General features: G+C 64.0%; 12 protein-coding genes. 7 read left to right on the forward strand and 5 right to left on the reverse strand.

All coding sequences use genetic code 11. The features are described 5' to 3' along the window. Positions 1–668 precede the first annotated feature (668 nt). Positions 669–2,258 (forward strand): protease pro-enzyme activation domain-containing protein, encoded by a 1,590-nt coding sequence (locus AB4850_RS02785; RefSeq protein WP_414441088.1) that lies wholly within the window; start codon positions 669–671, stop codon positions 2,256–2,258. 155 nt (positions 2,259–2,413) lie between these two features. Next, positions 2,414–4,090 carry a S10 family peptidase gene (locus tag AB4850_RS02790; protein WP_414441089.1) on the forward strand — a complete coding sequence of 559 codons (1,677 nt, stop codon included), beginning with the start codon at positions 2,414–2,416 and terminating at the stop codon, positions 4,088–4,090. Positions 4,091–4,205: 115 nt separating this feature from the next. On the opposite strand, the gene AB4850_RS02795 is transcribed toward AB4850_RS02790, so the two are convergent. From AB4850_RS02795 to AB4850_RS02815, 5 genes are all read right to left on the reverse strand, one after another. Further along, positions 4,206–5,378, reverse strand: coding sequence for a porin (locus tag AB4850_RS02795; protein WP_414441090.1), 1,173 nt, complete (start codon positions 5,376–5,378; stop codon positions 4,206–4,208). Between the two features lie 263 nt (positions 5,379–5,641). Further along, positions 5,642–6,280 carry a LysE family translocator gene (locus AB4850_RS02800; RefSeq protein ID WP_414441091.1) on the reverse strand — a complete coding sequence of 213 codons (639 nt, stop codon included), beginning with the start codon at positions 6,278–6,280 and terminating at the stop codon, positions 5,642–5,644. Positions 6,281–6,320: 40 nt separating this feature from the next. Further along, on the reverse strand, positions 6,321–7,175 hold the full coding sequence (gene nadE, locus AB4850_RS02805) for an ammonia-dependent NAD(+) synthetase (RefSeq protein ID WP_414441092.1): 855 nt from the start codon (positions 7,173–7,175) through the stop codon (positions 6,321–6,323). Between the two features lie 116 nt (positions 7,176–7,291). Then, positions 7,292–8,164, reverse strand: a complete 873-nt coding sequence (locus tag AB4850_RS02810) for a DMT family transporter (protein ID WP_414441093.1) — start codon at positions 8,162–8,164, stop codon at positions 7,292–7,294. Positions 8,165–8,298: 134 nt separating this feature from the next. Continuing rightward, positions 8,299–8,487, reverse strand: coding sequence for a hypothetical protein (locus AB4850_RS02815; protein ID WP_414441094.1), 189 nt, complete (start codon positions 8,485–8,487; stop codon positions 8,299–8,301). A 226-nt stretch (positions 8,488–8,713) separates the two neighbouring features. Between AB4850_RS02815 and AB4850_RS02820 the strand changes: the two genes are divergently transcribed. From AB4850_RS02820 to AB4850_RS02840, 5 genes are all read left to right on the forward strand, one after another. Next, positions 8,714–9,475 carry a DeoR/GlpR family DNA-binding transcription regulator gene (locus AB4850_RS02820; protein WP_414441095.1) on the forward strand — a complete coding sequence of 254 codons (762 nt, stop codon included), beginning with the start codon at positions 8,714–8,716 and terminating at the stop codon, positions 9,473–9,475. Between the two features lie 376 nt (positions 9,476–9,851). Continuing rightward, positions 9,852–10,094, forward strand: coding sequence for a hypothetical protein (locus AB4850_RS02825; protein WP_414441096.1), 243 nt, complete (start codon positions 9,852–9,854; stop codon positions 10,092–10,094). A gap of 63 nt (positions 10,095–10,157) precedes the next feature. Continuing rightward, on the forward strand, positions 10,158–10,433 hold the full coding sequence (locus tag AB4850_RS02830) for a hypothetical protein (protein WP_414441097.1): 276 nt from the start codon (positions 10,158–10,160) through the stop codon (positions 10,431–10,433). 185 nt (positions 10,434–10,618) lie between these two features. Further along, positions 10,619–12,553 (forward strand): phospholipase D-like domain-containing protein, encoded by a 1,935-nt coding sequence (locus AB4850_RS02835; protein WP_414441098.1) that lies wholly within the window; start codon positions 10,619–10,621, stop codon positions 12,551–12,553. A 3-nt stretch (positions 12,554–12,556) separates the two neighbouring features. Next, positions 12,557–13,867, forward strand: a complete 1,311-nt coding sequence (locus AB4850_RS02840; RefSeq protein WP_414441099.1) for a sel1 repeat family protein — start codon at positions 12,557–12,559, stop codon at positions 13,865–13,867. The last annotated feature ends 5 nt before the right edge of the window (positions 13,868–13,872 follow it).

Genomic DNA, 13,872 nt, shown 5'->3' on the forward strand with positions numbered 1-13,872 from the left:
ATCGCGCAATAGCGCGGAATGGGCGTCTCCATATGGGCCGGCTTGATTCAACTGTTCGCACGCAGTGCAGCGCATGACATTCAGATATCCGTCACATAACTGACACATTTTATGACGGCCTTCGACGAAAGATGAAAGTAAATTTCACGAAATTTTAACGGATTGTAGAAATCAAAACTATCGTTGAAAACGTTTCTATAAATGTGCCAATTGGTCGCAGATAGGGTCGATTCAATCGCATCCGATCGGTCGAGGGTGGGTGCGACGCGCTTCATGCTTTCAATTGCCATTCATTTCCGATGCGTAAAAATGCCTAAAGAAATTGCTGAAGCGCAAGCAAAAAAATGGGAAAAATTTAATGGCCCGATACGTGCAACGAATCGATTTTCCGAATCGAGCGCCGCATGCGAAAGGCCGTGGCAATAACGCCTGGCGGCCAATTCGAATGGCAACGGTTTGTTGCATTTGTTGCTTCCAGCAAGGGCTTAAAGCGCGAATGCGCGCGTACGGAAATGCCGCCGCTGATTTACACTCGACTGGCCGTTCTTATTCTGATCGATCAATCCGGCGTCACTGAGAGGACGCCGGCAACCTGCCGGAACCGCAGGCGGCAGGTCAGGTCGGATTTTCCGTAGACCGTGCAACACGGAACCTTGGAGGGTCACAACATGGCAAGGCATCTTCATGCCGGCAACGAGCCGAAAGTCGTCACCGAATCAAAATGCGTCGGCGCATGCGATCCAGCCGAGCGGATTCACGTCACGATCATGCTGCGGCGCGAGGGGCAGGCGGCGCTCGATACGCTCGTCGACAAGCTCGCGAGCGGCGATGCGGCGGCCAAACCGGTGTCGCGCGACGATTTCGCCAAGCGCTTCGCGGCCCGTGCCGACGATATCGAGCACACCGAAGCCTTCGCGAAACAACATCAACTGACGGTCGAGCGCGTCGATCCGGTGCAGAGCGTGGTGGAACTGGCCGGCACCGTCGCGCAGTTCGAGAACGCGTTCAGCGTCAAGCTTCAGCAGTACGAACATCATGCGGTCGGCACGTTCCGCGCGCGCACCGGCGATATCGCGCTGCCGAACGAGCTGCACGACGCCGTCACGGCCGTGCTCGGCCTCGATACGCGCCCGCAGGCGCATCCGCATTTCCGCTTCCGGCCGCCGTTCAAGCCGGCGCGCACCGGCGCCAGCACCTCGTACACGCCGCTGCAACTGGCCTCGATCTACAACTTCCCCGAAGGCGACGGCGCGGGTCAATGCATCGCACTGATCGAACTGGGCGGCGGCTATCGCGCGGCCGACATCACGCCGTATTTCGACCAACTCGGCGTGGCGCATCCCAAGCTGGTCGATGTGAGCGTGGCCGGCGCGCGCAATGCGCCCACCGGCGACCCGAACGGCCCGGACGGCGAGGTGGCGCTCGATATCGAGGTGGCCGGCGCGATCGCGCCGGGTGCGACGATCGCCGTCTATTTCTCGCCGAACAGCGATTCGGGCTTCATCCAGGCGGTGAATCAGGCGATCCACGATACGAAGAACCAGCCGTCGGTGGTGTCGATCAGTTGGGGAGGCCCGGAAGCGTCGTGGACGCAGCAATCGATGCAGGCGTTCAACAACGTGCTGAAGGCGGCCGCCTCGCTCGGCGTGACGGTGTGCGCGGCGTCGGGCGACAGCGGCTCGGGCGACGGCCTGCAGGACGGCCAGAACCATGTCGATTTTCCGGCCGCCAGCCCCTACGTGCTGGCCTGCGGCGGCACCACGCTCGATGCGCAGGCCGGGCAGGGCATCCGCCGCGAGGTGGTGTGGAACGACGAGGCGGCCAGCGGCGGCGCGGGCGGCGGCGGCATCAGCGCCGTGTTCGATGCGCCGCCCTGGCAGAAAGGCCTCTCGGCGAAGCAGACGGGCGGCGGCAGCACGCCGCTCACCAAGCGAGGCGTGCCCGACGTGGCAGGCGACGCGTCGCCCACCACCGGCTACGAGGTGCTGATCGCCGGCACCACGGCCGTGCTCGGCGGCACCAGCGCCGTCGCGCCGCTGTGGGCTGCGCTGATCGCGCGCATCAACGCGGCGGCCGGCAGCCCGGCCGGCTGGGTCAATCCGAAGCTCTACGCGCAGGCGTCGGCGCTGCACGACATCACGCAGGGCAATAACGGCGCGTTCGCGGCGGCGGCGGGCTGGGACGCCTGCACGGGGCTCGGCAGCCCCGACGGCGTCAAGGTCGCGGCAGCGCTGGGTGGTGCAGGCAACCAGAAGTAGTTGGTATTGCGAAGCAAGGCGATGTGCGCGCGCCGGCCGGCATCGGAGACGCCGGCCGGCCGTGCCGGGTTGGCCACCCTGGCGCGGCGGCATGCGCGTCCCGGCAGTCGGCGGTTCATTCAAGCACGTTCGATAAAACCAGAAGGAGCGGCACGATGAGCAAGCAATCAGGAACTTCGTCCAGCGGCGGCACATTCCCGTTGCAGCATGGCGCCCACAACTCGCACGGCGTGCCGCCGGGCGTCGATCCGGTCGCGCTGGCGCGCGGCCGCGACGAGCCGTTCTTCGATCCGGTGGCCTACGGCAACGGCCCGGACGATTCGGTGACCGACATCAGTGAAGGCGCGGCGGTCACCCATCACACGCTCACGCTCGATGGCAAGCGGATCGCCTACACGGCCACGGCCGGGCATCTCGTCACGGTCGATCCGAGCAGCTCGCAGCCGAACGCGAAGCTGTTCTACGTGGCGTTCACGCAAGACAGCCAGAAGGAGGAAACGCGCCCCGTCACGTTCTTCTATAACGGCGGGCCGGGCTCGTCGTCGGTGTTCGTGCTGCTCGGCTCGTTCGCGCCGCGCCGCATCCGCACCGCGATGCCGAGCTTCACGCCGCCCGCGCCGTACCAGATGGAAGACAACCCCGACAGCCTGCTCGACAGGAGCGACCTGGTGTTCGTGAACCCGGTGGGCACCGGCTATTCGGCCGCCGTGGCGCCGTACAAGAACCGCAATTTCTGGGGCGTCGACGAGGATGCCGATTCGCTGAAGCAGTTCATCAAGCGCTACCTGACCAAGAACAACCGCTGGAATTCGCCGAAATACCTGTACGGCGAGTCGTACGGCACGGCGCGTACCTGCGTGCTGGCCTACAAGCTGCACGAGGACGGCGTGGACCTGAACGGCATCACGCTGCAATCGTCGATTCTCGACTACCAACAGGCCGGCAACCCGGTGGGCGCGCTGCCGACCGCCTCGGCCGACGCCTGGTATCACAAGCAGCTCGGCGTCTCGCCCACGCCCACCGATCTAGGCGCGTTCACCGAAGAGGTGGCGCAGTTCGCGCGCACCGATTACCTCGACGCGCTGCGCAAGTTCCCGCAGACGGACGCGGCCGTGGTGCAGAAACTGGCCGACTACACCGGCATCGATACCGCCACGCTGCTGTCGTGGAGCCTCGACGTGGCCAGCTACGACGCACGCGGAAATTCGGTATTCCTCACGACCTTGCTGCGCGCGCGCGGGCTCTCGCTCGGCTCGTACGACGGGCGCGTGACCGCGATCTCGTCGGGCATCGCCGGCAACATCGATCCGAACTCGGGCGGCAACGATCCCACCATGACCGCCGTCACCGGCGTGTACACGGCGATGTGGAACGCCTACCTGAACGAGCAACTGAAATACACGTCGAATTCGGCGTTCACCGACCTCAACGATCAGGCGTTCGCGAACTGGGATTTCAAGCACAAGGACCCGACCGGCGCCGAGGTGGGCGTGGACGCGAAGGGCAACGTGGTGCTCTACACGGCCGGCGACCTGGCCGCCGTGATGGCGCTGAACACCGACCTGAAGGTGCTGTCGGCGAACGGCTTCTACGATTTCGTCACGCCGTTCTACCAGACGGTGCTCGATTTGCAGCAGATGCCGCTGGAGAACGCCGACGTGCGCAAGAACCTGTCGGCGCGTTTCTATCCGTCGGGGCACATGGTGTATCTCGACGGCGGCTCGCGCACCGCGCTCAAGCGCGATCTGTCGGCCATGTACGACCACACGGTGGCCGATTCCGGCGCGGTGATGCGGATTCGCGCGTTGCAGGCGAAGAAGCGCGGCGGCTGATCCGGCATCGCGCTGCTTGAAGCGGTAAACGACAAAGCCCGGCCGGAGTTCGGCCGGGCTTTGTCGCATTCGCGCGCCCGACGGTTCGCCGGGGCGCGACGCTGCGTGGCGCCGCTTAGAAGCGGTGCATCATGCCCAGTCGCACGACGGTCTGGTTGATGCCCGACGACGAGCCGGCCGATGCGTCGATGATCTGCGCGTTGTCGAACGAGGTGCCGGTGTGCGCGCTGACGGCGTGCTGATAGGCCGCCTGGACGTACAGCGAGGTGCGCTTGCTGAGGTCGTAGTCGAGCATCATCGCGAGCTGGTGGTACTTCGGCGTGTAGCTGCCGGCTTGCGAGTGCAGGTGGGCCATCGTGAACGTGTACGAGGTGCCGAGCCAGAACGCCGACGTGAAGTAGTACTGCGAATTCAGTTCGATGTTGTCGAACTTCCACGCGTTCCAGGCCGCACCGTTCGACGGCGTGCTGTTGGCCAGCCAGACGTTGCTGGTCGGCGAGTAGACGTCCACATGCGAGTAGGCCGCCGCCACCTGAACCTTGGTGAAGCGGTACGACACGGCCGCGCCCATCGTCTGTTGCGACGCGCCGTTGAACAGGTCGCCCGAGGTGATCGCGCCGCTGGTGGTCGACCCCTGGTTGTTCATGCGCAGGTACGAGGCCGCTGCCGTCAGGCCGCCGTTCTGGTAGTTGACCGTCGCGCCCCACAGGCGGTTGTTCGAGAAGCCCGTGCTGTTGCTGAAGCCGTACATCGCCTCGAACGTCAGGCCGTTCCAGGTCGGGCTGACGTACTTGACGGAGTTGTTGACGCGGAAATCCCAATCTTCGTTGTTGTTGTCGAACGGCACGGTGCCGATGTCGCCGCCCCAGTTGCCGGCCGCCGTCAGCGCGGTGTAGCTGAGCGGGTCGACCGTGATGTCGTACTGGCGGCCCAGCGTGACCGTACCGTAGTGATCCGACGACAGGCCGACGTAAGCCTGGCGGCCGAATTCGCTGCTGTCCTGGCCGAGCTTGCCGTTGTTGATGTTGAAGCCGTTCTCGAGCACGAACACCGCATGGTTGCCGCCGCCCAGATCCTCGTTGCCCTTCAGGCCCCAGCGGCTGCCGGCGGTGTCGCCGCTCGACAACTGATAGGCCGAGTGGCCGCCGGCGTTGCTCGTGTAGTTCAGGCCTTCGTCGATCAGGCCGTACAGCGTGACGCTCGATTGCGCGTGCGCGGCGACCGCGAACAGCGAGGTCACGGCTGCGGCGATGCCGAGGAGCGTGCGTTGGATCGGTGTGGTCTTCATGTTTTTCCCTTCCTGAGAGGTGGTCGTATCCGGGCCGCCTGTGCGACGGATGACGGAGTGTAGGTAGCGGGAAAAACCTGTCGGGGCGGAACGCTGAAACTCAGAGTTCCGCTCGATGCAAGAGCCGGTCAGTCGCCTGACGGTGAAGGGATTTCATGAAACCGACGCAGGATGGCCGGATTATTTCGTTGTATTTAGGTTTCGGTGTGCTTGACGTCGGCTTTTTCTTCGCCCTGCCGGTGCATGGCGCACCGGCAGGTGGTTCAGCGTACGAGCTGGCGCACGCCGAGCGCGACGATCACGCCGCCGCAGATCCGATCCGCCCAGGCCTTGCCGCGCCGATACGCGGCGGCCACGCCCGGATGCGAGAGCACGATCGCCACGAAGCCGTACCACGACGAGGCCACCACCAGCACCACCGACAGCATTGCGCCGAAGGTGGGCCAGGTGACGTGGGTGGGCGTGGCCGAGGCGAACACGGCCGCGAAGAACGCGATCGATTTCGGGTTCGCGATATTGGTCGCGACACCCTGCACGAACGCGCGGCGATGATCGACAGGGCCGGCCTGCGCCTGCGCTTGGGCGGCCCCGGCATCGATGCCCGGCGCGGCCTTCGCGTTGAGCACGAGCCGCGTGCCGAACCAGATCAGATAGCCCGCGCCCGCGAACTTCACGGCCAGCGCGATCCACGGGAACGCCGTGAACACGATGCCGACGCCGAGAATCGCGCAGCTCGCCCAGAACAGGTTGACCGACACGATGCCGCCCACCATCGCGAGCGCGGCGGCGCGCGTCGACGACGCGGCCTTGTGCGCCACGGCCACGAAGTTCGGGCCGGGGATCACCACGCCCACCACATAGACGGACAACACCGCCAGTACCGCGTGCCAATCGATCAGCATGCCGAAGCGCCTTGTCGGGAAACGGTAAGCGACCGCGCGCTCAACGCGCCGCGCCCGGCCAGTCGAGCGGGGTGTACGGCAGCGCGCGCTTGTGGCGCGAGGCGTCGTAGAAGCGCAGCACCGTTTCGTACACGTGGTCGTCCACCGGCTTGCCTTCGAGGAAATCGTCGATCTGCTCGTAGGTCACGCCGTAGGCGGTTTCGTCGGGCAGCAGCGGGCGCAGCGCTTCCAGGTCGGCGGTCGGCACCTTCATGACGAGGGCGTCCGCGCCGCCGAGGTGGCGCGCCACCTCGCGCACGCGGCGCTTGGTCAGGCCCGCCAGCGGCAGCACGTCGGCGCCGCCGTCGCCGAACTTGGTGAAGAAGCCCATCACCGATTCGGCCGCGTGGTCGGTGCCGATCACGATGCCGCGGCGCGCGCCGGCCACCGCGTACTGCGCGATCATGCGCTCGCGCGCCTTGATGTTGCCGTGCACGAAATCCTGTTGTGCATCGTCGCGGAACGTCAGGCCGCTTGCGGTGGTGGCGGCCAGCATGCCGTCGGCGGCCGGCTTGACGTCCACCGTCAGGTTCTCGTCGGCGGCCACGAACGCCAAGGCGCGCTGGGCGTCTTCCTCGTCGCGCTGCACGCCGTACGGCAGGCGCATCGCCACGAAGCGCGCGTCGTAGCCGCTCGCGCGCAGGCGTTCGACGGCGAGTTGAGCGAGGCGGCCGGCCGTGGACGAATCCACGCCGCCGCTGATCCCGAGCACGTAGGTGGTGAAGCCCGTCGAGCGCAGGTAGTCGGCGAGGAAGGCGATGCGGCGCTCGGCTTCCTGGGCGGCGTCGAAGTTCGGCGAGACTTGCAGTTCGGCGGCAATCGCGCGTTGGCGCGCGGCGTAATCGGGACGGGTCATGATGGGTTGGCTCTCCGGAGCGGAATCGGGTCAGACGCGCATCATAAGCGGAATAGGCGCAATCGCGCGCAGCCGGTGCAGCGCGGCCTGTCCTCGGCTGGCCTTGCGCGTGCCGTTCAGCGCGACCAGCGCGCCAGCGCCACGCCCGCCAGCGCGACCGCGAAGCCGGCCAGTTGCAGCGTGCCGAGCGTCTCGCCGAACAGCGCGTAGCCCTGCAGGGCCGCAAGCGGCGGCGCGAGGAACATGAGCGAGGTGGCGCGCGCCGCGCCGCCGTGCCGCAACAGCCACACCAGCAGCAAGATCGCGCCGCCCGACAGCATCGCCACGCCCCAGGCCAGCGATATCCACAGCGTGGGCGAGGGCAGCCAGCGCGTCTCGCCGAGCGCCAGCGCGAAGCCGGCCGCCACCACGGCCGCGCCGAAGTTCTGCACGGCGACGGTGGTGCGCAGGTCGGTTTTCGCCACGGCGCTCTTCTGGTAGAGCGAGCCGGCCGTGATCGAGCCGATCGACAGCACCGCCACCAGCACGGTGAATGCCGACACGCCCGCGCCCGCCGCAGCGGCCGGGGCCGCCAGCTTCGGCGCGAGCACCAGCGCGACGCCGGCCAGCCCCAGCGCCATGCCGGCCCAGCCGCGCGCGGGCAGGCGCTCGCCGAACAGCGGCACGGCCAGCACGGCGGTGGCGAGCGGCTGCAGCGCGCCGAGCAGCGCCATCACGCCGGCCGGCAGGCCCTGCGCGACGGCCCAGTAGCTGGCGCCCAGATAGAAGCCCTGCAACAGCGCGCCGGCCAGCAGATGACGGCCCCATTCGCGGCCCACCGGCCAGCGCGCCCGCGTGACGAGCGCGATCGCGGCGAACAGCAGCGCCGTGCCGCCGAAGCGGGCCAGCAGGTAGAGGTTGGGATCGGCGTACGGATGGATCGCGCGGGCGACCACGAAACCGGTGGACCAGAGCGCGACGAACGCGGCGGCGGCAAGCAGGGCAGGCATGAGGCAGGGCGGCCACGGACGGCGCGCGGAAAACGGGAAGCGCGCAGTATCGGCGCGCCGGTGCGGCGCGTCTTGTCAAAATCTGCACCGGGGCGGGAGCGGCCTGCCTGCATCGGCCGCCCCGCGTTCGGGGCTCAGGCGAGCGCGAAAACCTCGGCGTCGGCCGCCCGGGCCGTTTGCATCCCGGCGCGCTGAGCGGCCAGTTGCGCGTGCAGGCGATGCGCCTCGGCGAACGTGAAGTCGATCCAGTACGGATCGCCGGCTCCGTCGTTCAGGCGTTCGGCCGGGAAGAGGATGGCGAGGGCGGCGGCGGGTTGGGACATGGCAAGGCTCCACGAGCGGATGGTTCGGCGAGCGGCGAGTGTAACAACGCGTGCGCGCGATATTGGGCGCGTGCTTGCAACACTGCTTTGCAGCGCGTTGCCCGCGATCGGGCGGTGACGGGGGGCGACGTGCGGGGCCGGCGCCGCCCGCATGCTCACAATCCTGTCAATTAGCCGTACTACAATAGGCCGCCCCGTGGTTTCCAGGGCGATTCCGGACCGTTTCATGCTCGCAGAACAACGTCATCAATACATCCTGTCCGAACTTTCCCGCTCCGGCGCCCTGTCGGTCGCCGAACTCGTGCGCACGCTCGGCGTGTCGCGGGAGACGATTCGCCGCGACCTGAACGCGCTGGCCACCCGTGGCCTGGTGGTGACCACCCACGGCGGCGCGCTGGCCGCCGACCGCCGCGAGCCGAGCCTGTCGGAGCGCCAGGCCGCCCACACCGACGCGAAGCAGGCGATCGGCCGTCGCGCGGCCGAATTCGTTCCCGACGGCGCGTCGGTGCTGCTCGATTCGGGTAGCACCACGCACGCGGTGGCGCTGGCGCTGAACGACCGGCACCGCCTGACCGTCTACACCAACGACTGGAGGATCGCCTTCGCGCTGGCGCGCCGCAACGAGAACCGCGTCACGCTGCTCGGCGGCGAGCTGTCCGACGACGAGGACGCCACGTTCGGCCTCGACACGATTCAGCAACTGGCGCAGTACCACGTCGATTTCGCGTTCGTGGGCGCCGGCGGCGTGACGCAGGACGGCGACCTGACCGACTATTCGCGGATCGCCGCCGAGGTGCGCAGCCGGATGCTGGCCTCGGCCGCCACGGCCGTGGTGGTGGCCGATCACTCGAAGTTCGGGCGCGTCACGCCGGTGCGCATCAACGGCATCGAGAACACCCGCTACCTCGTGACCGATCGCTCGCCCGACAAGGCCGTGCGCCGCGCGCTGACCGCGCGCGGGATTGAGCTGGTCGTCTGCGACGTTTGACGACCTTTCGATGTGCGAACGCTCGTGCCCGGCCTTCTTCATGTGACAGGCCGGCTCGACGCGCACGCCGAGCTCCTGGCTCTCGGGAATCTCGACAGACCTGAGCAGTGCCGCTTCCATCCGAGCCTTGAGCATAGGCGAAGAGGCCGGTAGTGCCTGGTCGATGTTCGTCAGGTCAACAGTCCTTATCACGCTTTGTCAGCGTCATCCTGATACTTCGCATTCTCCCGGAAGCATTTGGAAAAACTATTAATATATTAATGTTAATGAAATTCGGTATAGTTTAGTTGAAATGGGTCGCCTATGTACATGATAATTTTGAAATTTAAAATTAGAATAATCTTAAATTTAATATTATATTTACAATTGATGTTTATTGTCCCTTTTTGATGTCAATCGCTTTGACATCGCGTGGGCAGCGCTGTTTAATACGTCGTCACATAAAAATCACGCGAATGAAGCCGCCGCGATAGGAGCTGTCGGCGATTTCAGGAAAGAAATTCTCACAGGTCGCATTTCGATTAAGTCGGCCTGCATATTCGCCATTCCGCAATTTCCGGTCGAAGGCATGGCTATCGGCCTGTCGCCGGTGTCGCAAATAGCCAAGGCAAAGCACTGATTCCGTCAGCTTTGTGTGTTGCCGGTGCCGTTCATGTCTGCGGCCGCTCAACGGAGTTCTCGCATGTCGTGGGTCCTGCCTATTCAAGCCTGCGCTGCCGCGGCGTCCGCGCAAATCAGTCCCACGCTCGCGACGAGCCTTCCGGCGCAACCGTTGATGCTCAATCTGGCTGCGTCGCCTGCATCGAAAAGTGCGGTTTTTTCCGGCATGCCGTACACGCTGCTTGCCGAGGGTGTCGTGGTCCGCCGTGGCGTAATCGACGGGACTGGCCAGATACCGATCGATCACCGGGTGACGACGCGTGAATACCTGCTTGAGCTTGCGAACGGCGTGACGTAATCGATTCCGGTTGCCGACGCGTATCGGGGTGATCCGGGCAATGGCGAGCTGGCGAATCTGGGCTTCCATCATCACGAACACAGCACCGACGCGGACATTTCTCGTGCCGGTGACCGTGCGACGCATCGCGAACGCTACAACGCGCTGCTCAACCTGAGTTCGGAAGCCTCTTCCGACGACTGACCATGGCCGATCCTTCAAAAATCGTTGTTCCCATTGCCCGAAACGAGACATCCTCCGCGACGCTGTGTCTACCGTGGTTCCTCGACATGGTCCCGGCAGACCTTGGCGGTTCCGACAAGAAATCGGGCGGCTTTGCCGAGTTTCATCCGGTTCCCGCCTCCTACCAGCCGCTTGTCAACGGCGAGGAGACATTCGGCGCACTGTACGACGCGATCCTTGCTGCCAGGCATTCGATCGACTACCTCTGCTGGGGTTTTCAGCCATCCATGTATTTCCGGCGGCGCGGCGGCGACTCGCTTTGCATCGGTGACCTCCTGATCCGGAAGGGGCGCGAAGGGGTGAAGGTCCGCATTCTGTGCTGGGCCGATACGTTTGCGGTGGCGCAGAAGCTGGAAAATCCGAACCCGGGATATGACCTGGTGCGCAGCGCGTTTACGCAAAACGAGAACAACACCCAGCTCGAATATGACCGCGAGTGGTACTACCGGGCTCGCATCGCCCCGTCACCGGAACAACAGGAACTGTCGGAAACACTGCGGCTCTCGGTTCCGCCTGATGCCTCGGGTGTGGGTTCGACGCCTGGCTTGTCCATCAGGCCGCTGGAAAATATTCAGTTGGTCACGCGTGACTTTTCCCTGCGTGACCGCTGGGAAATCATGTATCGCGAGTCGAGATTTCGCTCGGACACCAACGTCAGCGAGGCGGGGGTGATGGTCGGGTATGGAGGCGGGCCATCGCATCATCAAAAAATGGTGCTGATCGATTACGAGGTGCCGAGTCAGGCCGTCGGCTTCGTCATGGGACATAACACGCTCGACGCCTATTGGGATGACGATGCGCACCGCTACGCGCGCATGCATCCGCGATTCGGCCGCAATGGAGAAACGCCGCGCCAGGACATGTCGGCTCTGGTGACCGGGCCCATTCTCGAGCATCTGAACGTCAATTTTTGCCGCGCCTGGCAGCGCAGTGCGAAGGTCGATCTACTGAGCCGGCGCAAGACGTATGCCGCTCAACTGAAAGTGCGGCCTGGCATGGGCACGCCCGTCATGGCGCAGATCAACCGAACGCAGTCGCAGGAAGGCGTGCGCAATATCAAGGCGCTTTATTTGCAGGCGGTCAATAACGCCACGCAGTTTATCTACATCGAGAACCAGTATTTCCGCTGGGCGCCGCTTGCCGAGAAGATCAAGGCGGTTGCCCAACAGCATGTTTTGGCCGGGCGCGATCCTGGCAAGCATGGCCCGCTGTATCTGTTCGTGGTGACGAACTCGACCGACGATGCAGTGGGGATGGGTACGGGCACCACGTACGACATGCTCGACAGTCTCGGGCGTGCGGACACGATGCCCAACGTGGCGCGGGTGTCTCGCTCCGAGCAACTGGGGCGCGATTTCCAGAGTGCGATGAACGAGGCCGTGGCGGCGCGGCTCGATCATGGCGCTGACGGTGGCGCACGCCGGGAAGCGGCGAGAAAGAAGCTCGACGCGTTGCGGCAGCAGTTTCGGGACAACCGCGACGTGGATAAGCCGATCCTGCCTCAGGAGATTCCCGGCCTGAAAATTCATGTCTGTACGCTGGTGGCACCGGATTCTCCGGCGAAACAGTGGATGCCGGTTTATGTGCACAGCAAGATCATGATCGTGGATGACGTGTTCCTCACGCATGGTTCGGCAAACATCAATCTGCGCAGCATGGAAGTGGATAGTGAGTTGAATATCTGCCATGAGCATTCTGGTGTGACGCAGGCGTTGCGGCGGCGGTTGTGGGGGATGCATACGGGAGGGAGGGGGGCGCAGGATTTGCCTGGTGATGCGTTTGAAGAATGGGGGCGTGTTATCGATCGGAACGCCGACACTCAAGCCAAAAATGATGCGCCGAAAGCGTCGTTGGTTGGTTTCATGCGGACGTCAACGAGCCGACTTCGACTGGACTAATTCATGAAAATAATTTTCCTCGCGTTTTCTCTCATTCCATTACTTTCCGCCTGCTCGAAAAAGGATAGTCAATTGCCTTCGCAATCCGATATGAATAGCGTGCGTGCGAATCTTGCATTCGTTTGTGTGCATGAGGCGGATCGCTTGCCGTCGCTCGACCCGCAGGCGGATGAGCTTTTTAGATATGGTCTGTATCTGGAGAAGCGGGTCGGTCCCAAGGACTTCAATAGCGCCGCGCGCTATTACCGGATTGCCGCTGCCTATGGTCACTACAAGGCGAATCATAATCTGCAATTGCTTGTTGCGCACGGCTATGCGGAGTCGCCGTTCCCGGACGTCGAAACGATCGATCTGGTGGACCAACTGATCAAGGCAGGCGTGCCGGGTGGGTATTACGACATGGGCCATTATCTCGAACGCGGATACGGCGTGAAGCGGGACGCTGATGCGGCGAGACGGTACTTTCGAAAGGCTGCGGACATGGGCAGTCCGGAGGCACAGGCGTATGTCGGCAATCTGCTCGCGCCTATCAACAATGCACCAGCTATTGCTCGACAGATGCGTCAGTGTTCCGCAGAACAAGGGAATTCAAATGCAGCTAACACTTTGGGTATCGATCTCCAAAATGACAAACTATTTCCGGGAGCTGTAAAAGCTTTTCAAATGGCGGTAGCTGCGGGAAATACCATGTCAGCACTGGCTCTTGAGGAAGGGTATGGAGCACCTCCTTCGACAGACGAGATGAATTATCTCGCGTTGGCCGGTGATCCGGAGCGATCCCGCCGGTACAAATTGATCCGGATGTTCTTAAGGCATAACGACGGTCGTAACCCCAAAGTCCCCGACATCGACAAGATCGTGCCGCTGCCGCCAGCCAAACTTCCGCCGTGGGACGGCACGTTCCAATGGCAGAAAGAGCAGGACGCCGCCGTGCCGCCGCCCAAGCCTTCCGACGAATTGATCGACAGGCTTGCGAAGGCAAAAGACCTTGATCCGGTGACTGGGTTGCCGCTCTCGATAGCCTTTTTGCAGACTTCAGCGGCGGAAGAGCCGACAGCGACGCGCGCGCGCTCGCCGATCGGAACGACGGCGCGAGCGGGTGAGCGTTGCCCGGAAGGTGGCGTGTGGTGCGCGCAGATTCGTCCGGAGCTTCAAGCCGATACAACGCGGAACTTCGATCGGGGCGATATCTTGCCGTTGCTCGACGTCCATGAACCACGTTCGCTGGCGCTGCTCGACAGCGTGCTGGGCAAGCGCCGCTATACGACTGACGTCATCTGGAAGCTGGTCGCTCATGAAAAAGCGGCGTGCTGAATCCC

The sequence above is a fragment of the Burkholderia sp. 22PA0106 genome (assembly GCF_047497155.1).
In the GTDB taxonomy this organism is placed as follows: Bacteria; Pseudomonadota; Gammaproteobacteria; order Burkholderiales; family Burkholderiaceae; genus Burkholderia.